The 26,805-nt window shown below is 71.1% G+C and carries 22 protein-coding genes; 11 read left to right on the top strand and 11 right to left on the bottom strand.

What is annotated here, in order from left to right:
• Positions 1-3: 3 nt before the first annotated feature.
• The 5 genes from CSC64_RS00230 to smpB all read right to left on the bottom strand — a co-directional run bounded on the left by CSC64_RS00230 (position 4) and on the right by smpB (position 7,808).
• The gene (locus CSC64_RS00230) at positions 4-1,107 is read right to left on the bottom strand and encodes a WD40/YVTN/BNR-like repeat-containing protein (RefSeq protein WP_162433313.1); all 1,104 of its coding nucleotides are present in this window, start codon (positions 1,105-1,107) and stop codon (positions 4-6) included.
• 82 nt (positions 1,108-1,189) lie between these two features.
• Positions 1,190-2,548: a DUF1329 domain-containing protein gene (locus CSC64_RS00225; protein WP_162433312.1), complete on the bottom strand. Its 1,359-nt coding sequence runs from the start codon at positions 2,546-2,548 to the stop codon at positions 1,190-1,192.
• Between the two features lie 32 nt (positions 2,549-2,580).
• A complete protein-coding gene (locus tag CSC64_RS00220) occupies positions 2,581-4,455 on the bottom strand; it encodes a DUF1302 domain-containing protein (protein WP_202922289.1) in 1,875 nt (624 codons plus the stop codon).
• 393 nt (positions 4,456-4,848) lie between these two features.
• Positions 4,849-7,086, bottom strand: a complete 2,238-nt coding sequence (locus CSC64_RS00215; protein ID WP_238389686.1) for a patatin-like phospholipase family protein — start codon at positions 7,084-7,086, stop codon at positions 4,849-4,851.
• Between the two features lie 206 nt (positions 7,087-7,292).
• A complete protein-coding gene (gene smpB / locus CSC64_RS00210) occupies positions 7,293-7,808 on the bottom strand; it encodes an SsrA-binding protein SmpB (RefSeq protein ID WP_162433310.1) in 516 nt (171 codons plus the stop codon).
• 46 nt (positions 7,809-7,854) lie between these two features.
• Between smpB and CSC64_RS00205 the strand changes: the two genes are divergently transcribed.
• Both CSC64_RS00205 and CSC64_RS00200 read left to right on the top strand, forming a co-directional pair.
• A complete protein-coding gene (locus CSC64_RS00205) occupies positions 7,855-8,283 on the top strand; it encodes a type II toxin-antitoxin system RatA family toxin (RefSeq protein WP_162433309.1) in 429 nt (142 codons plus the stop codon).
• Positions 8,280-8,552: an RnfH family protein gene (locus CSC64_RS00200; protein ID WP_162433308.1), complete on the top strand. Its 273-nt coding sequence runs from the start codon at positions 8,280-8,282 to the stop codon at positions 8,550-8,552. Before CSC64_RS00205 ends, CSC64_RS00200 begins: the two co-directional genes overlap by 4 nt.
• 6 nt (positions 8,553-8,558) lie before the next feature.
• Here CSC64_RS00200 and CSC64_RS00195 read toward each other — a convergent pair whose 3' ends face one another.
• The gene (locus tag CSC64_RS00195; RefSeq protein WP_162433307.1) at positions 8,559-8,963 is read right to left on the bottom strand and encodes an outer membrane protein assembly factor BamE; all 405 of its coding nucleotides are present in this window, start codon (positions 8,961-8,963) and stop codon (positions 8,559-8,561) included.
• A gap of 142 nt (positions 8,964-9,105) precedes the next feature.
• On the opposite strand from CSC64_RS00195, the gene fur reads away from it, so the two are divergent.
• Entirely contained in the window at positions 9,106-9,516 is a 411-nt protein-coding gene (gene fur / locus CSC64_RS00190; protein WP_162433306.1) for a ferric iron uptake transcriptional regulator, read from the top strand.
• A gap of 156 nt (positions 9,517-9,672) precedes the next feature.
• Here fur and recN read toward each other — a convergent pair whose 3' ends face one another.
• Positions 9,673-11,397: a DNA repair protein RecN gene (gene recN, locus CSC64_RS00185; RefSeq protein ID WP_162433305.1), complete on the bottom strand. Its 1,725-nt coding sequence runs from the start codon at positions 11,395-11,397 to the stop codon at positions 9,673-9,675.
• A gap of 216 nt (positions 11,398-11,613) precedes the next feature.
• On the opposite strand from recN, the gene hrcA reads away from it, so the two are divergent.
• From hrcA to CSC64_RS00155, 6 genes are all read left to right on the top strand, one after another.
• Positions 11,614-12,666, top strand: a complete 1,053-nt coding sequence (gene hrcA, locus CSC64_RS00180) for a heat-inducible transcriptional repressor HrcA (protein WP_162433304.1) — start codon at positions 11,614-11,616, stop codon at positions 12,664-12,666.
• Between the two features lie 93 nt (positions 12,667-12,759).
• On the top strand, positions 12,760-13,266 hold the full coding sequence (gene grpE, locus CSC64_RS00175; RefSeq protein WP_162433303.1) for a nucleotide exchange factor GrpE: 507 nt from the start codon (positions 12,760-12,762) through the stop codon (positions 13,264-13,266).
• Between the two features lie 140 nt (positions 13,267-13,406).
• Positions 13,407-15,335 carry a molecular chaperone DnaK gene (gene dnaK / locus CSC64_RS00170; protein WP_162433302.1) on the top strand — a complete coding sequence of 643 codons (1,929 nt, stop codon included), beginning with the start codon at positions 13,407-13,409 and terminating at the stop codon, positions 15,333-15,335.
• A gap of 107 nt (positions 15,336-15,442) precedes the next feature.
• Positions 15,443-16,567: a molecular chaperone DnaJ gene (gene dnaJ, locus CSC64_RS00165; RefSeq protein ID WP_162433301.1), complete on the top strand. Its 1,125-nt coding sequence runs from the start codon at positions 15,443-15,445 to the stop codon at positions 16,565-16,567.
• Between the two features lie 99 nt (positions 16,568-16,666).
• On the top strand, positions 16,667-17,575 hold the full coding sequence (pdxY, locus tag CSC64_RS00160; RefSeq protein WP_162433300.1) for a pyridoxal kinase: 909 nt from the start codon (positions 16,667-16,669) through the stop codon (positions 17,573-17,575).
• Positions 17,572-18,729: a prephenate dehydrogenase gene (locus tag CSC64_RS00155; protein ID WP_425501632.1), complete on the top strand. Its 1,158-nt coding sequence runs from the start codon at positions 17,572-17,574 to the stop codon at positions 18,727-18,729. Before pdxY ends, CSC64_RS00155 begins: the two co-directional genes overlap by 4 nt.
• Positions 18,730-18,795: 66 nt before the next feature.
• Here CSC64_RS00155 and CSC64_RS00150 read toward each other — a convergent pair whose 3' ends face one another.
• Positions 18,796-18,984: a hypothetical protein gene (locus tag CSC64_RS00150; RefSeq protein ID WP_162433299.1), complete on the bottom strand. Its 189-nt coding sequence runs from the start codon at positions 18,982-18,984 to the stop codon at positions 18,796-18,798.
• A gap of 156 nt (positions 18,985-19,140) precedes the next feature.
• Between CSC64_RS00150 and CSC64_RS00145 the strand changes: the two genes are divergently transcribed.
• On the top strand, positions 19,141-20,340 hold the full coding sequence (locus CSC64_RS00145; protein WP_162433298.1) for an aminotransferase-like domain-containing protein: 1,200 nt from the start codon (positions 19,141-19,143) through the stop codon (positions 20,338-20,340).
• A gap of 32 nt (positions 20,341-20,372) precedes the next feature.
• Complete coding sequence (locus CSC64_RS00140; protein WP_162433297.1) at positions 20,373-21,074, top strand: MOSC domain-containing protein; 702 nt, start codon at positions 20,373-20,375, stop codon at positions 21,072-21,074.
• A gap of 160 nt (positions 21,075-21,234) precedes the next feature.
• On the opposite strand, the gene CSC64_RS00135 is transcribed toward CSC64_RS00140, so the two are convergent.
• Genes CSC64_RS00135 through CSC64_RS00125 form a run of 3 tightly spaced genes read right to left on the bottom strand, consistent with a single transcriptional unit; the run spans position 21,235 to position 26,728 of the window.
• A complete protein-coding gene (locus tag CSC64_RS00135; RefSeq protein WP_162433296.1) occupies positions 21,235-23,790 on the bottom strand; it encodes a sensor domain-containing protein in 2,556 nt (851 codons plus the stop codon).
• The gene (locus CSC64_RS00130; RefSeq protein ID WP_162433295.1) at positions 23,787-24,680 is read right to left on the bottom strand and encodes a hydroxymethylglutaryl-CoA lyase; all 894 of its coding nucleotides are present in this window, start codon (positions 24,678-24,680) and stop codon (positions 23,787-23,789) included. Before CSC64_RS00130 ends, CSC64_RS00135 begins: the two co-directional genes overlap by 4 nt.
• Positions 24,677-26,728 (bottom strand): acetyl/propionyl/methylcrotonyl-CoA carboxylase subunit alpha, encoded by a 2,052-nt coding sequence (locus tag CSC64_RS00125; RefSeq protein WP_162433294.1) that lies wholly within the window; start codon positions 26,726-26,728, stop codon positions 24,677-24,679. The genes CSC64_RS00130 and CSC64_RS00125 overlap by 4 nt, the downstream gene beginning before the upstream one ends.
• Between the last annotated feature and the right edge of the window lie 77 nt (positions 26,729-26,805).

Genomic DNA, 26,805 nt, shown 5'->3' with positions numbered 1-26,805 from the left:
GGGTTACTGCGGATCGATGCGGGGCGGCAGGCGTTCGACGCGCACGCCGCGCAGGCCGCTCAGGAGCACGGTGTCGCCGGAGGCGGCGATGCCGGCGTAGGACATCGGCGCTTGCAGCGCGAGCCGGCGGAAGCTCGCGCCGTCGTCGTCGCTGACCAGGACGTCGCCGGCCTGCGAGCACAGCAGCAGGCGGCCATCGGCCAGTACCTGGCCGCCGGTGATCGAGGCGGTGACGCCGGTGGGCGCCGCTTCCCAGGTCTGGCCGCCGTCGAGCGAGCGGTAGGCGGTGCCGCGCAGGCCGTAGGCGAGCACCAGGCCGGGTTTGGCCAGCAGGCCGAACCAGCTGCCGTCGTAGGGCGTCTGCAGCGCGACGAAGCGGCCCGTGGCGGCATCCAGGCGCAGGGCCAGGCCCAGTTCGCCGGCGATGTACACGCCGTCTTCGCTGCCGCGGATGCCGTACAGGTGGTAGAAGCCTTCGTTCTGCGTGCGCTCGACCCACGGTTCCCAGGTCTTGCCGCCATCGCGGGTATGGAAGATCAGGTTGTAGGCGCCGACGATGAAACCCTGTTGCGGATCGGCGAACCAGACGTCGAGGAAGGGCAGGCTCGGCCCCTCCGCCGCCGCGCGCTCGGCCTCGGCCTTCAGCGATTCGGACACGGACGGGTCGGTGCCGGCGGGCAGCTTGGCGACATGCTCGAGCACGAGCGCATTGGCGCGGCGGCCGTCCAGTTGCACTTCCCAGGAAGCGCCGCCGTCACGGGTGTGCAGCACCACGCCCTCGTGGCCCACCGCCCAGCCCAGCTTCGCATCGACGAAGAACAGCGAAGTCAGGTCGGCGCTGACCGGGACGGTGGCCTGTCGCCAGGTCGCACCATCGTCGTCCGAATACACGACGTGGCCGCGTGCACCGGCGGCGACCAGGCGTCGGCCGGCGAAGGCGCTGGCCTGCAGCAGCCGCTGCATGGCCAGCGTACTGTGCCCGGCGGGCTGGTCGAGGACATCGACGAAACGCACTTCCGGTGCGGAGTGTGCGGCGAACAGCGTCGCCACGCCGAGCAGGGCGGCCAGTCCGGACGGGACGGCCAGGCGTCGGGCAGTGGAATTCATGAGCGGTGTATGTCCAGCAGTGGGGCTGCCCGGGTGCGGCACTCCGGCGGCGGCTCGCCGCCGGAGTCCCGGGCGTCAGGGTTCAGCGGATGCCGGCACCGGCCAGGGAGTCGGGCGACCACTGGTTGGCCGGCAGCGGGTCGGTGTAGGTCACGCCGTCGTATGGGCCCATCAGGAAGCTGACGTTGTAGACGCCCGAGGTCAGGTCGTAGAACACCTGGGTTTCGGCGTTCGGCGTCTTCGCGTCGTAGCTCGGGGCCATGTGCGCGAAGGAGGCGCGGTACAGCTGGCCGCTGGCGTCGTACTGGTCGGCCGACAGCGCAGTCCAGCTGTCCTCGTCCAGGTAGAAGGTGCGGCGGGCGTAGATGTGGCGCTTGCCGGTCTTCAGCGTGGCCTCCACGACCCAGACGCGATGCAGCTCCCAGCGCACCAGGTCCGGATTGAGGAAGTGCGGCGTGGTCACTTCGGCGGCCTTCTTGTGCGTGGTCAGCCGGTAGGTGTTGTACGGGACCAGCATTTCCTTCTTGCCGACCAGCTTGAAGTCGAAGCGGTCCATCGCGCCGTTGAAGATCCACGAATCGTCGTAGGTCGCCGAGCCGGCGGTGCCCGGGTTCGGGGTGTCGTAGGAGATGTCGGGCGCGAGCTTGACCCGGCGCTGGCCCGGCAGGTACAGCCAGGCGCGGCGCGGCCGCGCGAGCGGGTTGACCACGTCGACCGCCATCAGCGCCTCGCCGGCGCGGCGGGCCGGGGCGTTGTAGAAGATCTTGGTGCGGAAGTAGACGTCGGTTTCCGCGGCCGGCTGGGTGTTCTTCGGGTCGTAGTACGGGTATTCGACGAACAGCTTGCCGCTGGTGGCCAGCGCCGGCCTGCCGGAGGCGTCCACGTTCCAGTTGTCGTAGCGGAAGTTGCTGGCGACGCCGACATAGCGCAGCAGGTGGTTCCACATCGCCTCGTGGCCGTCCTTCGGGATCGGGAACGGGTAGCCGCCGATGGCGCCGGAAATGCCCAGGCCGCCGTTGCTGGTGCTGGCGCGGGTCGCGTTCGCCGCGGTGGCGTCCAGCACGCGGTCGGGCAGGGCCACCGTGCGGTGGGTCGGATACACGTCGATGCGGTAGTTCGGGTACTTCTTCAGCAGTGCCCGTGCGCCCACCGTCAGCTGCGCCTCGTACTGCGCCATGTTCCTGGAGGTGATGGTCAGTCGCGGCTTTTCGCCGGCGAAGGGGTCGGGACGGATCGTGCTGCCGGGCTTGAAGCTCGCAGGCGGCTTGGTCAGGCCGCCGGTATAGGCCGGGATGGTGCCGTCGGCATTGCCGGCGGCCTCGGCGCCGATGCGGGTCAGGTTCTTGCCCAACTGCCGGGCCTGCTCGGGGTTGACCGCCGCCTGGGCGGTGCCGAGGGCGACCAGCAGCGCGCCGGCCAGGAACGTCTTGGCGTATTTCATTGAGTACTCCTGATGGGATGCCTGGACGTCGGTCACAGGGTGGTCTTGAAGGTCAGGACCACGAAACCACGGTCGGTGAGCAGCGAGTTGGCGCCGCCGCTGGAGGTGATCGCTCCGAGCTGATTGGTGGTGAAGTCGCCCAGGAAGTCCACGTACTTGAGATCGAAGCGGTACCTCGACCGCAGGTCGAGCGCCAGGCCGACGGAATAGCTGCCGGCGCCCTCGTTGCCGCCCAGCAGCACGGCGGAATTGCCGCTCAGGCCGCGGGAGAAGCTGATCGGCGCCGACAGGTCGGCGCCCGGGAAGACCTGGTACGTGGTCGGCGTGAAGTTGATCGCCAGGCCGTAGAAGTCCTTGGTCACCTTGTCGGCCGGGGTCACCGGGGTACCGGCGGGACCGACGACCATGTAGTCGTTGCGGCCCTTGAACACCGCGGCGCCGGAAGTGACGTCGCTCCAGTGGCTCCAGGTCAGCTCGACGATCAGGTTGGCCGAATCCCACAGCGGCGTCTCGCCGAACGTGGTGAAGCTGTTGAGCACGCCGTGCCAGGTATTGCCGCGCGCACCGCCGGTCTCGCCGTCTCCCGGCGGCGCGAACAGGGCGCCCGGCGGCATCAGCGGGGCGAACGCGGCGAACGAGGCGGGCAGCACGCTCACGGTGTCGCTGAGCAGCGGCATGTTGTCGCGGTAGTTCAGGTCGGCGCCGATGCTGGTGCCCCACATGTTCTTGGACAGGCTCAGGCCGTAGATCTTGATGTCGCCGGCATAGGCCGCGGCGTAGCGGCCGATGGTGCCGCGCAGGATCTCGGGCACGGTCGCCGCGTCCGGATTGATGTAGCAGGTGGTCGCGTTCAGCATTACCCGGCCCAGGGCGCTGCACACCGCCGCCGGTGTGTTCGGCCGCACGGCCGGGGTGGCGTTGCCCTGCGGCAGGATGTCGGTGGTGACGCGGTAGTACGCGCCGAGCGTGCCGTCGAGCCAAGCCGGACTCCAGCGCGTGGACAGGCCCCAGTCGCCGGTCGTGTCCGGATCGGCGTCGGTGCCGCGGACCAGGCGGTTGATGCCCCACGGGTTGGCCGGGGTCACCGCCGCGGGTCCGAAGATGAAGGACTCGCCGCCGCGCAGCAGGTGGTCGTTGAAGCCGAGGAAGGAGCCGGCCTCGGGGATGCGCGCCTGTTCCCAGTCGAAGAAGAACTGGCCGGCGAAGGAGAGTTCGGGCGTGACCTGGAGCTGGGCCGACAGCGCTTCGCGCGGCAGGAACAGTTCCTTGGTTTCGGTGCCCGGCACGGAGAACAGCTTGCCCAGGTCCAGCGCCGACTGGCCGTAGCTCAGGCTGTGCACCGGGCTGAGCATGGCCTCGCCCCAGAACACGGTGTGGCGGCCGAGCTTGACGTTGAGCGGCATGCCGCCCATGTCGAGCTTGGCGAACACGAAGGCGTCGAGCAGTTCCCCCGCCGGACCGTGGAAGTACTTGTCGGTCGCCTCGCTCAGGCCCACCGCGGGCTGGCCGTTCTCCAGGTGGTTGGAGGTGGCCGGGCTGCCCCGGTCCAGGTTGGCGTAGGCGGCGTCGTACCAGCCGGCGGCGCTGACGCGGAAGCCCAGGCGGTCCTGCCAGACCAGGTCGAACTCGCTCAGCAGGTCCAGGCGCTGGGACACCGTGCCCCGGCCGAAATTGCGGTTGCCGTCGTCGAAGTTCGGGCTGGCCAGGATCGCGGGATCCTCGTCCTCGACGCGGTTGGCCAGGTTGACGCGGAAGGTGTTGTCCCAGCGCAGGACCAGGTCCGGGTTGCTGGTCTTGATCTCGGCCGCTCCGGCGCTGCCGGTGGCGGCCAGCGCCGCCAGGATCATGGTGCCGAGCAGGTGTTTCGACGTGTTCGGGAACGCCTTTCTGTTGCGCGATGACTTCACTAATCACCCTCCCAGGTGCTTCTAGCCGAGCCTCCTGGAACCGCCGTTCTGTCGCGACGGATTCAGGGTTCAAAAGCCCCTTGCGGGGGCCGTATGCGATCGACTATAGGGACGAAGGGAGCTGCAGTTCTTGCCAAACGGCGATAACAACTTGCCATTTCATGACAGAGGGGTGGCCGGGAGATATGCCTTCGCGCGGGGGTACCTGGCCCGGCGGCGGGCGCTCCTCCATCGCCGCGGTGGCGGCCCGGAAGGCAGGGATCTCTCCCGCCCTCTGGGTGACTTGCCGGGGCTTTCAGGGGGAGAGGCGGCCGGTTCGAGTTGGCCGCGTCCGTTCCCGGCCTCGATCCGGGTCCGGATGGAGGGCAGCCCGGCGGCGGCGGGCCCGCGCGCTCAGAACGGCTTGCCGATCTCCAGGAACAGCACGCCGTTCCCGCCCTCGCGCATGCCGTAGCCGAACAGCATCGGCCCGATCCATGAGTCGAAGCCGATGTAGAGGCTGCCGTTGAAGATGCCGTCGCTCCAGTCCATGTCGCGGCGCAGGTCCCAGGCGTTGCCGTACTCGAAGGTGGAGCCGACCACCGCCGAGCGGCCGAAGACTTCCGCCAGCTGGTAGCTGTAGCCGAGCATCACCACCGCGTAGTTCTGGCCGACCAGCTCGTTGTAGCGGAAGCCGACCAGGCGCCCGCGCCCGCCCATGCTGTGGCGCTCGTACAGCGGCAGGGTGCCGGACAGGGTGGACTGGTAGCTGGCGCCGTACTGGATGGCGTGGCGGCCGAACGGGGTGGCGCCGAGCACGTCGAGCCCGGCCTCTTCGAAATCGGCCTCGCCGCCCAGCCAGCCGGCGGTGCCGCGGTAGTCCAGCCGCGCCCAGTAGCCCCTGCGCGGGAAGTACAGGCTGTCGAGCCGGTCGATGGAGACGAAGCCGAACCAGGCGCCGGTGCCGACCTCGATGTCCGGCAGCGCCGGGTCGCCGACGTCCAGGCCCGCGCGGCTTTCGCTGCGCTCGATGCCGAGCTCGGCCGCGCCGTACAGGCCGAAGGTGCGTCCCAGGCTGGCGCGCGCGCCGCCGACCCACGAGTCGTAGGTGGCGATGCGGTCCCCGACGTCGTTGAAGTACGGCATGCTGCGGTTCTGCACGCCGAGGCGGCTGTAGAAGTACCAGCGCGCCTGCGGGTCGAACGGATGGTAGTACTCGCCCTGCAGGCCAGGTTCGCTGCCCAGTGCCAGCAGCACCCGCGCCTCGGCGCCGTACGGGGTCACCGGTGCGCGCAGCAGGCCCACGCGCAGGCTGGATTCATAGGTGCCGCTGAAGTCGGTCTCCAGGCGGAAGCCGGCCTGGATGTAGTTGGGGCCCTGCGGCTTCTCGCGCGCCTTGAACACCACGCCGGTGCGGCCGTCTTCCTCCACCACCTCGTAGGTGACGCTGGCGAACGTGCCCTGGCTGTAGGCGCGCAGCGTGGCCTCTTCCAGCTCGTCCGGATCCACCGGGCGGCCGACTGGCACGTCGACGATCGCCTTGAGTACCTCGTCGTCGTAGCGGCTGTCGTTCTCCAGCCGGACGAACTCGACCACCGGCGTCGGTGGCGCCTTGAACGGCGCCGGCGGTGCGCCGCGGTAGCGCGGCAGGCCGGCCAGGCTGGAGGTCGCCGCCTCGGCCGCCTCGGCGCCGATCAGCAGCGCTTCCTTGGCCTTGGCGAAATCGCCGGTGGTCACCTCGGTGCCCAGCTCGGGCACGATCAGTACATCGTGCTCGGCCAGCTTCGCGGTCGACGTGCGGGTGTTGCCGACGGTGAGCATGCCGGTCAGCTGCGAGATCACCTGCAGCATGCTGGCGTCGGCATCGAGCTTGGTCAGTGGCGTGCCCACGTCCACGGCGATGACGATGTCGGCGCCCATCCGGCGCACGGTGTCGACCGGTACCTGTTCGGCGATGCCGCCGTCGATCAGCACGCGGCCGTCGATCTGCACCGGCTGGAAGATGCCCGGCAGCGACATCGAGGCGCGCATCGCCTCGGCCAGGCTGCCGCTGCCCAGCTCCACCGATTCGCCGGTGTTGAGGTCGGTGCCGGTGGCGCGGAACGGGATCGGCAGCTTGTCGAAATCGGTGACCGTGCTGACCGCCAGGGTCTTGCGTTCGAACATGGCCAGGATCCGCTCGCCCTGCAGCATGCCCGGGCTGACCTCGAGCTTGCCCTTGCCCAGGCCGACGCCGAGCGTGGCCACGCCGTCGCGGTCGTCCTGCTTGCGCCGGTAGGAGCGCTCCTCGCGCGGGATGCTGTCGTCGAACAGGCGCTTCCAGTCCGTCTCCAGGACCAGCGCTTCCATGTCCTCGATCGGTACCCCGGCCGCGTACAGGCCGCCGACCAGCGAGCCCATGCTGGTGCCGGCGATGCAGTCGACCGGGATCTTCAGCTCTTCGAGCTTGCGCAGCACGCTGATGTGGGCCACGCCGCGCGCGCCGCCGCCGCCCAGGGCCAGGCCGATGCGCGGCCGCGAGGTGTCGCCGTCGCGTTGCGGGCAGGACTGGCCGGGAGGAGTCGCAGCCCAGGCCTGGGCAAGGGAACTGCCGCAGAGCAGGAGGAGGAACAGGCAGATGGAACGGGAACGGACTGGGAGCGGGTTCCGCACGCGGTGGATCCTGGATGGTCTGGGTGTGTGGTCCGGCAGCGCCGATGCCGGGCCCTTCGGGCCGGATGCGGCAGAGCTTATGCCGCCGGCGCCGTCATGGAAACGGGACCTTGGGCCCATGTGCCGCCGATGGTCCGGAACGAACGGATGCCGGCGGGCAGGGCAGCCGCGGGCGCATCCGGCACCGGTGCCGGCCGACGGCGGCCTCAGGCGTCCTTGTTGTGCCGGCGCATCGCGCGCTGCTTCTCGCGCTGCCAGTCGCGCTCCTTGGCCGTATCGCGCTTGTCGTGCTCCTTCTTGCCCTTGGCCAGGGCGATCTCGAGCTTGACCTTGCCCTTGCTCCAGTACATCGCGGTGGGCACCAGGGTGTAGCCGTCGCGCTCGACCCGGCCGACCAGCTTGTCGATCTCGTGCCGGTGCAGCAGCAGTTTGCGGGTGCGGCGGTCGTTGGCGACGACGTGGGTCGACGCCTGGATCAGCGGGGTGATCTGGGCGCCGATCAGGTAGATCTCGCCGTCCTCGATGTAGGCATAGCCGTCAGTCAGGTTGGCGCGGCCGGCGCGGATCGACTTCACTTCCCAGCCCTGCAGGGCAAGGCCGGCCTCGAAGCGGTCGACCAGGTGGTATTCGTGGCGTGCGCGCTTGTTCAGGGCGATGGTGCGGTTGGCCGGTTCGGCCTTGGCCTTGCCCTTTGCCTTATCATGGGCCGGTTGCTTGTTCATCCCGCCATTGTCGCCCAATCCGGGCGTCCGGACACTTCACCGCCGCATGCCCAGCATCCACCGCAGCGCCCTGGTCGAGCACTCGGCCGCGCGCATGTTCGACCTGGTCAACGACGTGGCCGCCTATCCGCGGCGTTTCGCCTGGTGCGAGCAGGCGCAGGTGCTGGAAGCGGACGAGGCCCGCATGCTGGCCCGGCTGGACCTGGGGCTGGGTTCGCTGCGCACCTGGTTCACCACCGAGAACCTGCTCGAGCGCCCGCACCGGATCGACATGCAGCTGCGCGACGGGCCGTTCCGCCGGCTGCACGGGGTGTGGACCTTCCACGTACTGGACGAGTCCTCGTGCAAGGTCTCGCTGACCCTGGACTTCGAACCGCATTCGCGGCTGCTGGCGCCGGTGCTCGCGCTGGGCTTCCAGGGCCTGGCCGACCGCATGGTCGACGACTTCGTGCGCGTGGCCGACCGCGGCGGATGAGCGCGCTGCGGGTCAGGGTGGTGCTGGCCTGGCCGCACCGTTTCCTCGAGCGCGAACTGGTGCTGGACGCCGGCGCCACCGTGGCCGACGCGGTCCGCCATGCGGCGCTGGGCCACGACGGGGAGGTGGCGGGCTATGCGGTGTTCGGCAACGCGGCGGACGCGTCGACGCCGCTGCGCGACGGCGACCGGGTGGAACTGCTCAGGCCGCTGCAGGCCGATCCGAAGGACGCGCGGCGCCGGCGCGCGGCGCGCCAGCGCGGTGGCTGAGCCGGTTCAGCGGCGGCCCTTCTTGTCCTTGTCGCGGGCCAGGTTCGGGCCGAACTTGCGGATCGAACCCTGCGCCAGCTCCAGGTCCTGCTCGGGGAAGTAGTCGCCTTCCCAGCGCACCAGGGTGTCGTTCTCGAAGTGCAGGGTCAGGGTCTTGCCCTCGACGGTGCCGCGGCGGTTGGTGCGCTCGGTGGCCGAATAGTCCCAGCGCTGCGCGTGGAACGGATCGGCGATCGACGGCGTGCCCAGCAGACCGGCGACCTGCTGCTTGCTCAGCCCGGGCTTGAGCTGGTCCACCGCTTCCTTCTCCATCAGGTTGCCCTGGTAGATCGGCTGCTTGTAGAGCACGCCGCAACCGGCGACGGCGAGCGAAAGAGGGGCGATCAGCAGCAGGCGGCGGAAGCTGGGCATTGCGGGCACACGGGACGGAAAGTGGTCCGATGATACACTCCCGGCACGCCGGGAAACCGGTTGCAGCGGCGCTGGCGGTAAACCCGCGGTTCACGCGGGGCGGCTGGCCGGCCACTGCAGGAATGCGTCCACAGGAGAGGCCATGGAAACGTCGAACGACCTGCGCCGCGTCGGCCTGAAGGTCACTCATCCGCGCATGCGCATCCTCGAACTGCTGGAGGAAAAGCAGCCCCAGCACCACCTCACCGCGGAGGACATCTACCGGCGCCTGCTCGACAACGGCGACGAGATCGGCCTGGCCACGGTCTACCGCGTGCTGACCCAGTTCGAGGCCGCCGGGCTGGTGATCAAGCACAACTTCGAAGGCGGCCAGGCGATGTACGAACTGGACCGCGGCGGCCACCACGACCACATGGTGGACGTGGACACCGGCAAGATCATCGAGTTCGAAAGCCCGGAGATCGAGAAGCTGCAGCGCGAGATCGCCACCAGGCACGGCTACGAGCTGGAGGAGCACTCGCTGGTCCTGTACGTGCGCAAGAAGCGGCGCTGACTGCCGGCGCTTTTTGTAGGAGCCCGCATGAGGGCGACCACGCGGCGGCAGGTCACGCGGCGTTCGACGCGACGCCTTGGAGATGCCGCGTTGAACGCTGTCTCCGGACGCGCCATCGGGTCGCCCTCATGCGGGCTCCTACAGGGGGCGTGACGTTCAGCCTGCGGCTGCGCGCCGCGTCCGTCGGGTCGTTGCGGGCGCAGGTGCGTCGGCGGCGGCCGCCTCGTCGAGCAGCCGGCGCGCCGCGGCGTGCGCTTCGGCGCCCACTTCCACCCCGCCCAGCATCCGCGCCAGTTCGCGTTCGCGGCCGGCGTCGTCGAGCCGTTCCACCGCGCTGCGGGTGATGCCCTCCCCCGGCGCCTTGCTGACCCGGTAGTGGGCGTGGCCCTGCGCGGCGACCTGCGGCAGGTGCGTCACGCACAGCACCTGGCGCGCACCGCCCAGCGCGCGCAGCTTGCGGCCGACGATCTGCGCCACCGCGCCGCCGATGCCTGAATCGACCTCGTCGAAGACCATGGTCGGCACCGCGTCAGAACCCAGCGCGGCGACTTCGATGGCCAGCGAGATGCGCGACAGTTCGCCGCCGGAGGCGACCTTGCGTAGTGGCCGTGGTGGCTGGCCGGCGTTGGCCGCGACCAGGAACTCCACGCGCTCGGCGCCGTTGGGATCGGGACGCTCGCCGCCGACCGGTTCCAGTTCGACCAGGAAGCGGCCGCCGCCCATGCCCAGTTCGTCGATCAGGGCGGTGGTGGCGGTGGACAGCGCCTCGCCAGCGGCCAGGCGGGTGGCGCTGAGGGCGGCGGCGGCGGTGCGCCAGGCGACCGCGGCGTCGGCGATCTCGCCATCGAGCCGGTCCAGGCGTTCGCCGGCACCGCGCAGGCGTTCCAGTTCGATGGCGATGCCGTCGCGGTGGGTGGCCAGGTCGGCCGGGGCCAGGCGGTGCTTGCGGGCCAGGTCGTGGACCCGGCCCAGGCGGCGCTCGAGTTCGTCCATGCGCGCCGGATCCAGTTCCAGGTCGTCGCGGATGCGGCCGACCAGAGCCAGCGCTTCTTCGACCTGCACGCCGGCGCCCTCGAGCAGGACGTCGGCTTCGGCCAGGCGCGGTTCGTGCTCCGCGGCCCGGGCCAGGCCGGCACGCACCTGCTGCAGCTGGCGGGCCAGCGATGGAGCTTCGTCGCCGCCGAGGCGGGCGAAGGCGTCGTCGCAGGCGGCGATCAGGCCGGCGGCATTGGCCTGGCGGCGATGGGCCACGGCCAGGGGTTCCAGCGCCGCCGGATCCAGGGCCTCGCGTTCCCGTTCGGCCAGCTGGTGCTGCAGCCAGCCGATCCGGTCGGAGACATCGCCCTGCGCCTGCAGCGCGTCGCGCTCGGCCAGCAGCGCCTGCCAGGCGGCCGCGGCGGCGCGCACCGCGGCGCGTTCGGCCTCGTTGCCGGCGTGGCCGTCGAGCAGGGCCAGCTGGCTGGCGCGCGATAGCAGCGACTGGTGTTCGTGCTGGCCGTGGATCTCGACCAGCAGGCCGGCCAGTTCGCCGAGCTGGGCCAGGGTCACCGGGCGGCCGTTGATCCAGGCGCGCGAACCGCCGTCGGCGCGCAGGATCCGGCGCAGCTGGCACTGGCCGTCCTCGTCCAGTTCATGGTCGCGCAGCCAGTCGCGCGCGGCCGGAGTGCCGGCCAGGTCGAAATCGGCGGCCAGTTCGGCGCGCTCGCTGCCGTGGCGGACCACGCCGCTGTCGGCGCGCAGCCCGGACAGGAAGCCCAGTGCGTCCACCAGCAGCGACTTGCCGGCACCGGTCTCGCCGGAGATCACGGTCATGCCGGGGCCGAACTCCAGTTCGGTGGCGCGGACGACGGCGAAGTCCTTCAGGGCGAGGTGGGTCAGCATGGGCGCATTGTAGGAGGGCGGAGGCGCACGTGGATGCTGCGCGGCTGTAGTCGCATGCCGCGCGACGGGCTAGGGAAGGACGAAGCCCCCCTCCGTCGTCCCGGCGCATGCCGGGACGACGGAGGGGGGCTCGATCGGCGGGCCGCATGCGCACCGCAGTACGCCGCCTGCACGCGCGCGCTTGCGGTGCGGCGGCATGATGGCTATCTATTCGGCATGACCGTGCCCGCGAAGCCGCCGCTCGACCCCCGCGCCCGCCAGTTGCTGCGTACCCTGATCGGCCGCTACATCCACGATGGCGAACCGGTCGGCTCGCAGACCCTGGCCCGCCATGCCGGCCTGGACGTGAGCCCGGCCACGATCCGCAACATCCTCGCCGACCTGGAGGACAGCGGCCTGCTCAGCTCGCCGCACACTTCGGCCGGGCGGGTGCCGACCGTGCAGGGCTACCGGGTGTTCGTCGACAGCCTGCTGCAGGTGAAGTCGCTGGGCGAGCGCGAGCTGGCGCGGTTGCGCGCCGAACTGACCGCCGGCGCCGGCAGCACCCAGGCCCTGCTCGGCAATGCGTCGGAACTGCTGTCGGCGATGACCCATTTCGTCGGCGTCGTGGGTGCGCCGCGGCGCGGCCAGTTCGCCTTCCGCCAGATCGACTTCGTGCCGCTGGGCGGGCGCCGCGTGCTGGCGATCGTGGTGTTCGCCGACGGCGAAGTACAGAACCGGGTGATCGAGCCGCAGCGTGCGTTCGAACCGGCCGAGCTGGAGAAGGTCGCCAACTACCTCAACGCGCACTGCGCCGGGCGCCCGCTGGCGCAGATCCGCGCGACCCTGCTGCACGAGCTGCGCCAGGCCCGCGACGAGATGGAGCAGCTGCTGGCGCAGTCGGTGGAACTGGCCGAGCAGGCGCTGGAGCCGCCCGGCGACGACATGGTCCTGGCCGGGCAGACCCGGCTGATGGGCCTGCAGGACCTGTCCGACGTGGAGCGGCTGCGCGAGCTGTTCGAGGCCTTCGCCCGCAAGCGCGAGATCCTGCAACTGCTCGAACGCACCCAGCGCGCGCCGGGCGTGCGCATCTTCATCGGCGAGGAAACCGGACTGGCGCCGCTGGACGGGGTCTCGCTGGTCACCGCGCCCTACGGCGCCGGTGGCCAGGTGCTGGGCGTGCTCGGCGTGATCGGGCCGACGCGGATGGCCTATGACCGGGTCATCCCGGTGGTGCAGGCCGCCGCCGACGTGCTGGGCGCGGCACTGCAGCCGCCGGGCGAGGGCTGAGCCGCTCTCCGATCGGGGCTCTTGAATCGCTGCGGGGCGATCCCCATTGGGTCGGGGATGGGCGGCCGGGAGCGCCGCCACGGAGCCGACCTGATGACCGAAGAACCCACCCCGATCCCCGGCGACGAAGCCAGCCTGGAGGCGCAGCTGCGCGACGAGATCGAGGCCCTGCGCGGCGAGCTTGAACAGCTGCGCGCCGATTCGCTGCGCGAGCGCGCCGACCTTGAGAACCAGCGCAAGCGAGTGGCCCGCGACATCGAGCAGGCCCGCCGCTTCGCCAACGAACGCCTGCTGGGCGAGATGCTGCCGGTATTCGACAGCCTCGACGCCGGCCTGGCGGCCGCCGCTGCCCAGGAAGGGCCGCTGAAGGACGGGCTGGAGCTGACCTATCGCCAGCTGCTGAAGGTGGCCGCCGACAATGGCCTGGCCGTGGTCGACCCGGCCGGCCAGCCGTTCGACCCCGAGCACCACCAGGCCATCAGCCAGGCCGATCCGGGCCAGGCCGCGCCGGGCAGCGTGCTGCAGGTGTTCCAGAAGGGCTACCTGCTCAACGACCGCCTGCTGCGCCCGGCGCTGGTGGTGGTCGCCCGCCACGACTGAAACGCCGGCCTGAACAGCGCCGGGCCCGGCATCGGGCCTGGCCACCGCGACGGCCACTTGAACGGCGCCGGCGCGACCCTATCTAGCGAACAGGGCCCGGCGTCATGGGGGCCAGCCAAATTCCCGAGGGAGCACACGCAATGAGCAAGATCATCGGCATCGACCTGGGCACGACCAACTCGTGCGTCGCGATCATGGACGGCGGCAAGGCCCGCGTGATCGAGAACGCCGAAGGCGACCGCACCACGCCTTCGATCGTCGCCTACACCAAGGACGGCGAAGTCCTGGTCGGCGCGCCGGCCAAGCGCCAGGCGGTCACCAACCCGAAGAACACATTCTACGCGGTCAAGCGCCTGATCGGCCGCAAGTTCACCGACGCCGAGGTCAAGAAGGACCTGGACCTGGTGCCGTACGGCATCGTCGCCCACGACAACGGCGACGCCTGGGTGGAAGCCAGCGACGGCCGCCGGATGGCGCCGCAGGAGATCTCGGCCAAGACCCGGGAGAAGCTGAAGAAGACCGCCGAGGCCTTCCTTGGCGAGAGCGTGACCGAAGCGGTGATCACCGTGCCGGCGTACTTCAACGACAGCCAGCGCCAGGCGACCAAGGACGCCGGCCGCATCGCCGGCCTGGACGTCAAGCGCATCATCAACGAGCCCACCGCCGCGGCGCTGGCCTACGGCCTGGACAAGGCCGGCGGCGACCGCAAGATCGTGGTCTACGACCTGGGCGGCGGCACCTTCGACGTGTCGATCATCGAGATCGCCTCGGTCGACGGCGAGAAGCAGTTCGAGGTGCTGGCCACCAACGGCGACACCTTCCTCGGCGGCGAGGACTTCGACGCGCGCGTCATCGACTACCTGGTCGAGGAGTTCCAGAAGGACCAGGGTATCGACCTGCGCAAGGACCCGCTGGCCCTGCAGCGCCTGAAGGACGCGGCCGAGCGCGCCAAGATCGAGCTGTCGAGCGCGCAGCAGACCGAGGTCAACCTGCCGTACATCACCGCCGACGCGTCGGGTCCGAAGCACCTGACCATCAAGCTGACCCGGGCCAAGCTCGAGGCGCTGGTCGACGACCTGGTGAAGAAGACCATCGAGCCGTGCCGCACCGCGCTGAAGGACGCCGGCCTGCGCGCCAGCGACATCGGCGAGGTGATCCTGGTCGGCGGCCAGACCCGCATGCCCAAGGTGCAGGCGGCGGTGGCCGAGTTTTTCGGCAAGGAGCCGCGCAAGGACGTCAATCCGGACGAGGCCGTGGCCCTGGGCGCAGCGGTGCAGGGCGGCGTGCTGGCCGGCGACGTCAAGGACGTGCTGCTGCTGGACGTGACCCCGCTGTCGCTGGGCATCGAGACCCTGGGTGGCGTGTTCACCAAGATCATCGAGAAGAACACCACCATCCCGACCAAGGCCTCGCAGACCTTCAGCACCGCCGAGGACAACCAGTCCGCGGTGACGGTGCACGTGCTGCAGGGCGAGCGCGAGCAGGCCCGCTTCAACAAGTCGCTGGCCAAGTTCGACCTCACCGGCATTGATGCGGCGCCGCGCGGCATGCCGCAGGTGGAGGTGTCGTTCGACATCGACGCCAACGGCATCGTCCACGTGACCGCCAAGGACAAGAAGACCGGCAAGGAGCAGAAGGTCGAGATCAAGGCCGGTTCGGGCCTGTCGGACGACGAGATCCAGCGGATGGTCGCCGATGCCGAGGCGCACCGCGAGGACGACCGCAAGTTCCACGAGCTGGTGCAGGCGCGCAACCAGGCCGACGGCCTGGTCCACGCCACCCGCAGCGCGATCACCGAGCATGGCAGCAAGGTGCCGGGCGACGTGATCGGCCGCGTGGAGACGGCGATCGCCGACCTGGAGACCGCGCTCAAGGGCGACGACAAGGGCCAGATCGAGGCGAAGTCCAAGGCGCTGGAAGAGGCCGGGCAGTCGCTGTACGCGGCCGCGGCCGCCGCCGCGCAGGGCGAGGCCGGCGCTGCCGGTGGCGCTCCGGGTACGGGCGGCGCGGCGCAGGACGACGTGGTCGACGCCGAGTTCACCGAAGTCAAGGACGACGACAGCAAGTAAGGCCGCGACGGCGCCCCGGCGCCGGCGGCCCATGCAGCCCGCGCCATCCCCCAGGTGGCGCGGGCTGTCGCATGAAAGTCCCATGGAAACAGCCCGATGAAAGCCCGATGAGCAAGCGCGACTACTACGAAGTGCTGGGCGTGGCCCGCAATGCCGGCGACGACGAACTGAAGAAGGCCTATCGCCGCTGCGCGATGAAGCACCACCCGGACCGCAACCCGGGCGACGCCGCCGCCGAGGCCGCGTTCAAGGAGTGCAAGGAGGCCTATGAAGTCCTGTCCGATTCCGGCAAGCGCCGCGCCTACGACGCGCACGGCCACGCCGCGTTCGAGCACGGCATGGGCGGTGGCGGCGGGCCGCAGCCGGACATGGGCGACATCTTCGGCGACATCTTCGGTTCGATCTTCGGCGGCGCCGGCGGCCCGCGCGCGGCGCGGCGCGGCGCCGACATCGGCTACGTGATGGAGCTGGACCTGGAAGAGGCCGTCGCCGGCATCGAGAAGCGGATCGAGATCCCGACCCTGGCCGAATGCGGCCCCTGCAAGGGCAGCGGTTCGGAGGACGGCAAGGTCGAGTCCTGCAACACCTGCCACGGCCGCGGCCAGGTCCGTTTCCAGCGCGGCATCTTCACCATGCAGCAGGCCTGCCCGGAATGCGGCGGCCGCGGCCAGGTGGTGCGCAACCCGTGCAAGGAATGCCACGGCGCCGGCCGCATCGAGGACGAGAAGGTCCTGTCGGTGAAGATCCCCGCCGGCGTGGACAGCGGCGACCGCATCCGCCTGCAGGGCGAGGGCGAGGCCGGCCCGCCGGGTACGCCACCGGGCGACCTGTACGTGGAAGTCCGCGTGCGCGAGCACGACATCTTCCGCCGCGACGGCGACGACCTGCACTGCGAAGTGCCGATCCGCATTTCCCAGGCCGCGCTCGGCGACATCGTCAACGTGCCCACGCTCGACGGCGAGGCCGAGATCCGCATCCCCGTCGAGACCCAGGCCGGCAAGGTGTTCCGCCTGCGCGGCAAGGGCGTGCGCTCGGTGCGCAGCCGCAGTGCCGGCGACCTGTACTGCCGCGTGGTGGTGGAGACCCCGGTCAACCTCACCGCCGAGCAGCGCGAGCTGCTGGAGAAGTTCGAGGCCACCTTCAGCGGCGAGGAGGGGCGCCGGCATTCGCCGCGTTCGGCCACCTTCCTCGACGGGGTGAAGTCGTTCTGGGGCCGGATGACCTCGTCCTGAGCCGGCGGGGGCCGGCACATTTCCGTTGCAGCTGAAACGCTGCGCGCCGGCGCACGGGCCGCGCGCTAGCATGCGGGGCCCTTTCCCACGGCCGAGCCGATGAGCGACGCGCTGCACAGCCACCTGGTCCACGAACGCGGCAACCGCCCGCGCGGGCCGTCGCCGGTGGACCTGGTATCGGTGCAGTCGCAGCTGGCCTACGGCTATGCCGGCAACAGCGCCGCGGTGCCGGTGCTGCGCATGCTCGGGGTGCGCGTGGCCGAGGTGCCGACCACGCTGCTCAGCAACACGCCCTTCTATCCGACCCTGCGCGGCCGCGTGCTGCCGGCCGACTGGCTGGCCGACCTGCTGCGCGGGCTGGACGAACGCGGGGTCACCGCGCGCGCGCCGCTGCTGCTGTCCGGCTACTTCGGCAGCGTCGCCAACGGCGAGGCTTTCGCCGACTGGCTGGAGGCGCACCACCGCGCCGGCGCCGCGCCGCGCTACCTGCTCGACCCGGTGATCGGCGACACCCACACCGGGGCCTACGTCGAGCCCGGGCTGGAGGCGGTGTTCGCGCAGCGCCTGCTGCCGCTGGCGTGGATGGCCGCGCCCAACGCCTTCGAGCTGGAACGCCTCGCCGGCCAGCCCGCGCTGCGTGAAGCCGATGCGCTGCGGGCGGCACGCACCCTGCTTGGACGCGGCCCCGAGTGGGTGCTCGCGCACAGCGTGGCGGGCACGGACGACGACCTGGTCACCCTGCTGGTGGGGCGCGACGGCGCCTGGCGCCTGCGCTCGCCGCGGCTGGAGGTGGACGTGGCCGGCACCGGCGACGTGCTCTGCGCGCTGCTGGCCGCCTTCCTGCTGCGCGGCGAAACCCCGGTGCGCGCCGCCGAGCGCGCCCTGGCGGGGGTGCATGCGGCACTGGAATCGACTTTGGCCCAGGGCTGGGAGGAACTGGACGTGCAGGCGGCCGCGGCCGCGGCGCTGGCCGACGGCCCGGCGCGTTCCCCGGCGGTGGCGCTGTGAACGCGCCGGCACGCCTGCAGGACGCCACGCCGCCCGTGCCGCCGCCGGCCGAACCGGTGATCGGCCTGGTCGGCAGCGCCGGCGCCTACGGGGTGTGGCTGCGGTGCTTCTTCGAGCAGCGCATGGGCCTGCGCGTGCTCGGCCACGACCCGGCCGACCCGGCCAGCGATGCGCCCGAGGCGCTGCTCGGGCAGGCCGACGTGCTGGTGTTCGCCGCGCCGATCCGGCACACCGCGGCGCTGATCGCGCACTACGTGGCGCAGTCGGCCGGGCGCGAGCGCGGCCGGCTGTGGCTGGACATCACCTCGCTCAAGCAGGCGCCGGTGGCGGCGATGCTGCAATCGCAGGCCGAGGTGGTCGGCCTGCATCCGATGACCGCGCCACTGAAGACGCCCACGCTCAAGGGCCGGGTGGTGGTGGTGTGCGAGGAACGCCTCGACGCCTGGCGGCCCTGGCTGCAGCGGCTGCTCGATGCGCTGCAGGGCGAATACGTGCGCACCACGCCCGCCCACCACGACCGGGTCATGGCCGTGGTCCAGGCGATGGTCCATGCCGCGCACCTGGGCCAGGCGGGGGTGCTGCGCAGCTTCGCCGGCGAACTGGGAGGGCCGGAAGCGCTGCTGCCGTACCGTTCGACCGCGTTCGAGATGGACACCGCGGTGATCGCGCGGATCCTGTCGCTGAACCCGCAGATCTACGAGGACATCCAGTTCGGCAATCCGCACAGCGGCGAGGTGCTGGCACGGCTGGGCGCGGAGATCGCGCGCCTGCAGGCGCTGGTGGCGCGCGGCGACGAGGGCGCGCGGGTGGAGTTCCGTGAACATTTCCTCGCGGCCAACCGCGCGCAGTGGGGCGAGGTGGCGGAGGAGGGCAGCTATACCTTCGAACGCGTCGGCTACCTGCTGGCCGACCTCACCGAGACCCGGTGCCTGAGCGTGCACCTGCCGGAGGACCGCGCCGGTTCGCTGCGCGCGCTGCTGCACGTGTTCGAGGAACACGGCATCAGCCTGTCCTCGATCCACTCCTCGCGCACGCCGGCCGGCGAGGTGCATTTCCGCATCGGCTTCGACGCCGGCGCCGACGTGGACACGCTGCGCGCGGCGGCCGAGGCGATCGACCGCAGCGGGGTGGGGCGGGTGCTGGAGCGGCCGTGAGGGTAGAGCCGGGCTTGCCCGGCTGCGGGGCCTTGCAGGTGTGCAGCGGGGCAAGCCCCGCTCTACTCAGTCGGCGGTCAGGACCAGGGTGGAATCGGCGTTGGTGTAGCGGTCGTCGTGGCGCTGCAGGCGCTGGCCGTCGGCCAGTTCGTAGCGCAGCGCCGGCTTGCCGTCGGGGCCGTGCGCGTCGTGGAACTCGATGATGATGTAGGGGTTGCCATCGTTGCCGGTGGCGGGGAACTGGCGGAAGGACATGCCTGGCCTCCTTCGGGTGGCTGCGCGTTCGCGTGGACGGTTCCGATTATTGGCCCGGCGGCTTAAACAACCGTTTCCACGGCGTGAAGTTTCCATGTGCGGCCGGGCCCGCGAGGCGCGGGGGCAGGCCTGCGCCCGGGCCGGTACAATGGGCCCATGACTACCCAATACACCCTGTCCCGTCGCGCCCAGGCGCTCACCAGTTCGGCCATCCGCGAGATCCTCAAGGTCACCGAGCGCCCCGAGGTCATTTCCTTCGCCGGCGGCCTGCCGTCCCCGGCCACCTTCCCGGTCGAGCGCATGCACCAGGCCACCGAGAAGGTGCTGCGCGAGGCCCCGCACGCGGCGCTGCAGTACGGCCCGACCGAAGGCTTCACGCCGCTGCGCGAGTGGATCGCCGAGCGCCTGAGCCGTGGCGGTGCGCGGATCCCGGCCTCGCGCGTGCTGATCACCACCGGTTCGCAGCAGGCCCTGGACCTGCTGGGCAAGGTGCTGATCGACGAAGGCAGCAAGGTGCTGGTGGAAACCCCGAGCTACCTCGGCGCGCTGCAGGCGTTCTCGCTGTTCGCGCCGCAGTTCGGTTCGCTGCCCAGCGACGAGCAGGGCATCGTCACCGACGCGCTGACCCCCGAGCAGCTGGCGGGCGCCCGCTTCCTGTACTGCCTGCCCAACTTCCAGAACCCGACCGGGCGGCGCATGCCGCTGGAGCGGCGCAAGGCGCTGGTCGCGCTGGCTGACGCGGCCGGGGTGCCGCTGGTGGAGGACGACCCGTACGGCGAGCTGTCCTACGGCGGCGAGGCGCTGCCGAGCCTGCTGTCGATGAATCCGGACGGCGTGATCTACATGGGCTCGTTCTCCAAGGTGCTGGCCCCGGGCCTGCGCCTGGGCTATGTGGTGGCGCCCGAGGAAGTGCTGGCGAAGATGATCCAGGCCAAGCAGGCCGCCGACCTGCATACGCCGTCGTTCTCGCAGCGGATCGTGTACGAGACGGTGCAGGACGGTTTCATCGACCGCCACATCCCCGAGATCCGCACCCTGTATGCGGCGCAGTGCCGGCACATGCTGGCCGCGCTGGAGCGCGAATTCCCGGCCGGGGTGACCTGGAACCGTCCCGCGGGCGGCATGTTCATCTGGGTCGACCTGCCCGAGGGCGTGGACAGCGGCAAGCTGCTGGCCAAGGCGGTGGAGCGCAACGTGGCCTTCGTCCCCGGCGCGCCGTTCTACGCGGTGGAGCCGAAGACCAATACCCTGCGCCTGTCCTTCGTCACCGTGCCGGGCGAGAAGATCGATGCCGGCGTGAAGGTGCTCGGCGAACTGCTGAAGGCCGAGATCGCCGCGTTGCCGAAGGCGGGCTGAAGCCCGGCGCGGCTGCGCCCCGGGCGATCACGATGGCCGTGCGCGTGCTCGCCCGGATCGATGCGGTGCTGACCGGCAAGGCGGTGGCCTACACCCGCCCGGACAGCCGCAGCGCGATCGCCAAGCAGCCGGTGGCCGGCGCGGTGGCCATCGGCGCCGAAGGCCTGCAAGGCGACGAGCAGGGCGACCGCCGCGTGCACGGCGGGCCGGACAAGGCCGTCCACCACTACGCGCGCGAACACTACGTCGCCTGGCGTGGCGAGATCGGTGCGCATCCGCTGCTGGGAGCGCCGGGCGCGTTCGGCGAGAACATCAGCAGCACCGGGGTGACCGAGGCCGACCTGTGCCTGGGCGACCGCCTGCGCCTGGGCAGCGCGGTGGTCGAGCTGGCCCAGGGACGCCAGCCGTGCTGGAAACTTTCCGACCGCTTCGGCATCGCCGACATGGCGCGGCGGGTGCAGGACAGCGGGCGCAGCGGCTGGTACTACCGCGTGCTCGAGCCCGGTACCGTGCAGGCCGGCGACGATCTGGTGCTGCTCGAGCGCCCGCATCCGCAATGGCCGCTGCCGCGGCTGGCCGAGCTGCTCTACCGCCGCACCCTGGACCGCGCCGAACTGCTCGCCGCGCTGGAACTGCCGCTGGTGCCGTCATGGCGCACGCTGTTCCAGCGCCGCCTGGAACAGGATCGGACGGAAGCGTGGGACAACCGCCTGTCCGGCCCCTCCGTCCCCTGACGGCCTTCCTGTAGGAGCCCACTTCAGGGGGCGACCCGAAAGCGCCGGATCGAAGCGACATCCCACGCGATCGCACCGGAGGGTGCGCGTTGACCGCGGCGCCTCCGGGCGGCATCGGGTCGCCCCCTGAAGTGGGCTCCTACAGGGAGCGCGGCGCGGATCAGGCGCCCTGGCTGGTGGCGATGCGGTGGGCCAGTTCGTCGGGGGGCAGGCCGGGGGCGAAGAGGAAGCCCTGGCCGACGGGGACGCCGAGCTCCAGCAGGAAGCGCCGCTGCGCCTCCAGTTCCACGCCCTCGGCGACCAGGCCCAGGCCCAGGCTGCGTGCGATCGCGCTCACCGCCTCGCACACGGCCACGTCCGAGCGGTTCTCCGGCACGCCCTCGACGAACAGCTGGCTCAGCTTGAGCCCGTGGATCGGCAGCCGGCGCAGGTAGTTGAGTGCGCTGTAGCCCTCGCCGAAGTCGTCGATGGTCAGTACCACGCCCATCCGCCGCAGCTCGGCGAAGGTGCGCAGGGTCGCCGGTGCATCCTCGATCAGCACCCGTTCGGTGAACTCCAGCTCCAGCGCCGAGCCGGGCAGGTCGAATTCGCGCAGGGTCTCGCCGACCTTCACCGCCAGGTCCTCGGCGACGAACTGGCGGTAAGACACGTTGATCGCCACGCGCACGACGCCCAGCCCCTGCTCGCGCCACTCGCGCACCTGGCGGCAGGCCTCGCGCAGCACCCAGTCGCCGATGCGGACGATGTCGCCGGTGGTTTCGGCGTGGCTGATGAACAGGTCCGGGCGCAGTTCGCCCAGCTGGTGGCTCTGCCAGCGGATCAGCGCTTCGGCGGCGACGATCTGGCCGTGGCGCAGGTCCACCTGCGGCTGGTACACGAGGCGGAACTCGGCGTTGTCCAGCGCGCGCCGCAGCTGGGTCTCGATCTGCAGCCGGTCCTGCTGCTTCTGCGCCAGGTCCGGGGTGAACACCTGCCAGCCGTTGCGGCTGCGGCGCTTGCAGTCGTACATGGCGATGTCGGCGCTCTGGATCAGCTGCTGTGGCCGGGTGCCGTCGGCCGGGGCGTACGCGATGCCGATGCTGGCGCTGACCGTGAACTCGTCCTCACCGAACAGGAACGGGGGCACCAGCGACTGCAGGATCGCCTCGGCCAGGTGCGGCGCCTGTTCCGGGTCGTTGCCGTCGCACAGGACCAGGAACTCGTCGCCGCCGAAGCGGGCGAGCAGGCCTTCGGTGCCGATGGCGTGGGCGATGCGCTGGCCGGTGCGCACCAGCAGGTCGTCGCCGGCACCGTGGCCGAGCACGTCGTTGACCGTCTTGAAACGGTCCAGGTCGATGTACAGCACCGCCACCGCGGCCTGCGCCGGTTCGCGCAGGCGCGCGTCCAGTTCGCCCAGGATCGCATCGCGGTTGAGGATGCCGGTGAGCGGGTCGGTGCGCGCCTGGATGCGCAGGGTCTCCTCGGCCTGCTTGCGCTCGGTGATGTCCTGCAGGGTACCGGCGATGCGCGGCGAGACATGGTTGCCGGGCTCGACCTCGCCGATGATCCGGATCCAGAAACTGTGCCCGTCGCCGCGCTGGCCCTGCAGTTCCAGGTCGAATGGCGAGCGCCGGGCGAAGGCGTCTTCCAGCGCCTCGTCGAGCAGGTGGCGGTCGCGCGGGCGCAGCCGCTCCATCAGTTCGTCCATGCCGCGCCGGCCCGGTTCCAGGTCGATGATGCGCGAGGCCTCGCCGGTCAGGTACAGGCGCTGGCGGCCGCGGTCCCACTCCCAGCCGCCGATGTGGGCCAGCGACTGGGCGCGGTCGAACAGGGTGCTGTCGCGCTTGAGCTCGGTGATGTCGCTGAACAGCACGAACACGTGGTCGGCTTCGTCGCGCCCGGACGAGAACACCGGCACCGTCGTCGCCGAGATCCAGACCATGCGGTCGCTGGGCAGGTGGTGCAGGCCGATGGTGGTGCTGGGGATGATCTGGCCGGTGGCCAGCGAACGCTGGGTCGGCCATTGGTCTTCGCTCAACACGCGTCCGTGTTCGTCGACGATGGTCCATTCGCGCGGTTGCGCATGCACGTCGGTTTCCACGCCCGGGCCGAGGATGCGGTGCGCGGCCGGATTGGCCGAGAGCAGGTTCAGCTGGCGGTCCAGCAGCAGCACGCCCTTGTCGATCGACTCCATCAGCAGGCGGTAGCGCGACTCGGCCTGCCAGCGGCTGCTCAGGTCGCGTGCCACCGCCACGATGCAGCGCCGTCCGCCGTGCCGGAAGCCGGCCGAATGCACTTCCACCGGGAAGCGGCTGCCGTCGCCACGCATGTTGGTGACTTCGATGACGTAGGTCTCGCCGCGGTTGAGCGTTTCCCAGACCGGCATCAGGTGGTCCGGTGGCAGGTCCGGATTGAGCACCTCGATCGGCTGGCCGACGATTTCCTCGCGCGGTCGGTGGTAGGCGCGGATGCCGGCCTTGTTGAGGTCCAGGACGATGCCGGTCTCGCTGAGGATGCTGACCGGGTCGGGCACCGCGTCGAACAGGGCGTGGTAGCGCAGGCGCGCCGACTCGCCCTCGGCCAGGGCCTGGTGCAGGGTGTCGTGGGCCTGCTGCAGCAGGCGGCGCATGCCAGGCGCCAGCGACGGATCGCGCAGGGCCGCGGCCAGTGCGGCCAAAACCGCCTCCGGTTCCACGCCCTGCGTGGACCCGGAGACGCCCTGGCCGGCGGCGCTCATGCGGCCGCCAGGGCCCGCCCGACCTTGCTGCCGGTGTCCCGGCCCAGGCGCGATGCCAGCCAGCGGCCGGTCGCGGCCAGCGCCTCCAGGTCGATCCCCGTTTCGATCCCCATGCCGTGCAGCATATACACCAGGTCCTCGCTGGCAACATTGCCGCTGGCGCCCTTGGCGTAGGGACAGCCGCCGGTCCCGGCCACGGCCGCGTCGGCCACGCGCACGCCGGCTTCGACGCAGGCGGCGACGTTGGCCAGGGCCTGGCCCCAGGTGTCGTGGAAATGCACGGCCAGCGCAGCCATGGGCACTTCGGTGGCGACCGCGTCCAGCATCGCCCGCGCCTTCAGCGGCGTGCCCACGCCGATGGTGTCGCCCAGCGAGACCTCGTAGCAGCCCAGCGCGTGCAGGCGCGCAGCCACGCGGACCACGTCGGCCAGTGGCACCTGGCCCTGGTAGGGACAGCCGAGCACGGTGGAGACGTAGCCGCGCACGCGCACGCCGTCCTGCCGCGCCTGCGCCAGCACCGGTGCGAAGCGTTCGATCGACTCGTCGATGGAGGCGTTGATGTTGCGCCGGTTGAAGGCCTCGGACGCGGCGGTGAACACCGCCACCTCGTCGGCGCCGGCGGCGCGGGCACGTTCGTAGCCCTGCAGGTTGGGCACCAGCACCGGATAGGACACGCCGGGACGGCGCTGGATGCCGGCCATCACCTCGGCCGCGTCGGCCAGCTGCGGCACCCACTTCGGGCTGACGAAGCTGGTCGCCTCGATGCTGCGCAGGCCGGTGGCCGAGAGCCGGTCGACCAGCGCGATCTTGTCGGCGGTGGCGACCATCGCCGCTTCGTTCTGCAGGCCGTCGCGCGGGGCGACCTCGACGATGCGGACGAAGTCGCTCATGCCTGCTCCTCCGCCGTGCCTGGCGCCGTGCCTGCCGCCGCGCCGTCCGGCGGCGGCGCGACCACCGCCAGCACCGCGTCGGCCTCGACGAAATCGCCGGCCACCGCCCGCAGTTCGGAGACGATGCCGTCGCGCGGTGCCTTGACCGTCAGCTCCATCTTCATCGCCTCCATCACTAGCAGCTCGGCGCCGGCAACCACGGCCTGGCCGGCGCTGGCCTTCACCAGTACCACCCGGCCGGGCATCGGCGCCAGCACCCGGCCGTCGCCCGCGCCGCCGCCGGTGCCTTCGCCGCGCTCGGCCGGCAGCAGGCGCAGCTGCGCGCGGCGGTGGCCGTCGTGCAGTTCGAGCAGGTCGCCTTCCATGAAGACCGCCAGCCTGTGCCCCTGACCGTCGATACGCAGGTCGAGCAGGCCGTCGGCCAGGCGCGCGCCGGCCACCGCATGGCTGGCCTCGGCCACGGCCACCTGCCAGTCGCCGCCATGGCCGCGGGCGTGGAGTTCGTGCACCTGGCCGCCGGCCTGCAGGCGCGGCCGCCGTGGCGCGCGGCCGTGCAGGCGCCAGCCGTCGGCGACCGCCCACGGCGAAGCCGGGTCGCCGCTGCCGCGGGCCGAGCCGGCCTCGCGGGCCTGTGCGCGCAGGAGCAGGGCGGTGCCGGCGGCCGCCAGCAGCGGGGAGGGCAGTGCCGCACCGGTATCCAGGAATTCGTCCAGGTGCCGGTCCAGGTAGCCGGTGTCGATCCGGCCCTCGACCACGGCCGGATGCCGCGCCAGCGCCTCGAGGAAGGCGAGGTTGGTCTTCGTGCCGGCGACATGGCAGCGGGCCAGCGCCGCGCGCAGCCGCGACAGCGCGCGCGGGCGGTCGGCGTCGTGGACGATGAGCTTGGCGATCATCGGGTCGTAGAACACGGTGACCGTGTCGCCGGCCTCCACTCCCGCATCGACCCGCACCCGCGGCGACGGCGCCGGCAGTTCCAGCGCGCGCAGGGTGCCGGAGGCGGGCAGGAAGCCGGCGTCGGGGTCTTCGGCGTACAGCCGCACTTCGATCGCATGGCCTTCCTGCGGCACCTGTTCCTGCCGCAGCGGCAGCGGCTCGCCGGCGGCCACGCGCAGCTGCCATTCGACCAGGTCCAGGCCGGTGACCATCTCGGTGACCGGGTGTTCGACCTGCAGCCGGGTGTTGATCTCCATGAAATAGAAGTTGCCGTCGGCGTCGACGATGAACTCCACCGTGCCGGCGTTGACGTAGCCGATCGCGCGCGCGGCGGCGACCGCGGCCTGGCCCATGGCCGCGCGCAGCTCCGGGGTGAGGAACGGCGAGGGCGATTCCTCCAGCACCTTCTGGTAGCGGCGCTGGGCCGAGCATTCGCGCTCGTTGAGGTGGATCACCTCGCCATGCGCATCGCCGAACACCTGGATCTCGATGTGCCGCGGGGTGGCCACGTAGCGTTCCAGCAGCACGCGGTCGCGGCCGAAGGCGTTGCGCGCCTCGCGTTGGCAGCTCTCAAGCGCCGGCACGAAATCATCCAGGCGGTGGACCACGCGCATGCCCTTGCCGCCGCCGCCGTGGGCGGCCTTGACCATCAGCGGAAAGCCCGTCCGCGCGGCCTCGCGCGAGAGCGTGGCCAGGCTCTGGTCCTCGCCGTTGTAGCCGGGCACCACCGGCCCCCCGGCCGTGGCCATCAGTTGCTTGGCGCCGGCCTTGCTGCCCATGCGCCGCATCGATTCCGCGCGCGGGCCGATGAACACCAGCCCGGCCGCGGCCACCGCCTCGGCGAAATCCGCGTTCTCGGACAGGAAGCCGTAGCCGGGATGGATGGCCTGGGCGCCGCTGCGCACCGCCGCCTCGATCACCGCCTCGCCGCGCAGGTAGCTGTCTGCGGGTGCGTTGCCGCCGATGCGGTGCGCTTCGTCGGCCAGGCGCACGTGCAGCGCGTTGGCGTCGGCGTCGGAATATACCGCCACGCTGGCGATGCCCAGCCGGCGGCAGCTGCGGATGATGCGGCAGGCGATTTCGCCGCGGTTGGCGATGAGGATCTTCTCGAACATGGGGTCCTGGAAGTCGGGCCGGGAGGCGTCAGGCCGGGAGCACGGGCGTGCCGCGGCACAGGCGGGCGAAGCGTGCG

Source organism: Pseudoxanthomonas koreensis, assembly GCF_010093225.1.
Lineage (GTDB): Bacteria > Pseudomonadota > Gammaproteobacteria > Xanthomonadales > Xanthomonadaceae > Pseudoxanthomonas > Pseudoxanthomonas koreensis.
This window is presented reverse-complemented; position numbering and strand designations above follow the sequence as displayed.

Bases quoted from the DNA above. Each gene is read 5' to 3' on its own strand.
- CSC64_RS00230 (WP_162433313.1), bottom strand. From the start codon at position 1,107: ATGAATTCCACTGCCCGACGCCTGGCCGTCCCGTCCGGACTGGCCGCC.
- CSC64_RS00225 (WP_162433312.1), bottom strand. From the start codon at position 2,548: ATGAAATACGCCAAGACGTTCCTGGCCGGCGCGCTGCTGGTCGCCCTC.
- smpB (WP_162433310.1), bottom strand. From the start codon at position 7,808: ATGAACAAGCAACCGGCCCATGATAAGGCAAAGGGCAAGGCCAAGGCC.
- CSC64_RS00205 (WP_162433309.1), top strand. From the start codon at position 7,855: ATGCCCAGCATCCACCGCAGCGCCCTGGTCGAGCACTCGGCCGCGCGC.
- CSC64_RS00200 (WP_162433308.1), top strand. From the start codon at position 8,280: ATGAGCGCGCTGCGGGTCAGGGTGGTGCTGGCCTGGCCGCACCGTTTC.
- CSC64_RS00195 (WP_162433307.1), bottom strand. From the start codon at position 8,963: ATGCCCAGCTTCCGCCGCCTGCTGCTGATCGCCCCTCTTTCGCTCGCC.
- fur (WP_162433306.1), top strand. From the start codon at position 9,106: ATGGAAACGTCGAACGACCTGCGCCGCGTCGGCCTGAAGGTCACTCAT.
- recN (WP_162433305.1), bottom strand. From the start codon at position 11,397: ATGCTGACCCACCTCGCCCTGAAGGACTTCGCCGTCGTCCGCGCCACC.
- hrcA (WP_162433304.1), top strand. From the start codon at position 11,614: ATGACCGTGCCCGCGAAGCCGCCGCTCGACCCCCGCGCCCGCCAGTTG.
- grpE (WP_162433303.1), top strand. From the start codon at position 12,760: ATGACCGAAGAACCCACCCCGATCCCCGGCGACGAAGCCAGCCTGGAG.
- dnaK (WP_162433302.1), top strand. From the start codon at position 13,407: ATGAGCAAGATCATCGGCATCGACCTGGGCACGACCAACTCGTGCGTC.
- dnaJ (WP_162433301.1), top strand. From the start codon at position 15,443: ATGAGCAAGCGCGACTACTACGAAGTGCTGGGCGTGGCCCGCAATGCC.
- pdxY (WP_162433300.1), top strand. From the start codon at position 16,667: ATGAGCGACGCGCTGCACAGCCACCTGGTCCACGAACGCGGCAACCGC.
- CSC64_RS00150 (WP_162433299.1), bottom strand. From the start codon at position 18,984: ATGTCCTTCCGCCAGTTCCCCGCCACCGGCAACGATGGCAACCCCTAC.
- CSC64_RS00145 (WP_162433298.1), top strand. From the start codon at position 19,141: ATGACTACCCAATACACCCTGTCCCGTCGCGCCCAGGCGCTCACCAGT.
- CSC64_RS00140 (WP_162433297.1), top strand. From the start codon at position 20,373: ATGGCCGTGCGCGTGCTCGCCCGGATCGATGCGGTGCTGACCGGCAAG.
- CSC64_RS00135 (WP_162433296.1), bottom strand. From the start codon at position 23,790: ATGAGCGCCGCCGGCCAGGGCGTCTCCGGGTCCACGCAGGGCGTGGAA.
- CSC64_RS00130 (WP_162433295.1), bottom strand. From the start codon at position 24,680: ATGAGCGACTTCGTCCGCATCGTCGAGGTCGCCCCGCGCGACGGCCTG.
- CSC64_RS00125 (WP_162433294.1), bottom strand. From the start codon at position 26,728: ATGTTCGAGAAGATCCTCATCGCCAACCGCGGCGAAATCGCCTGCCGC.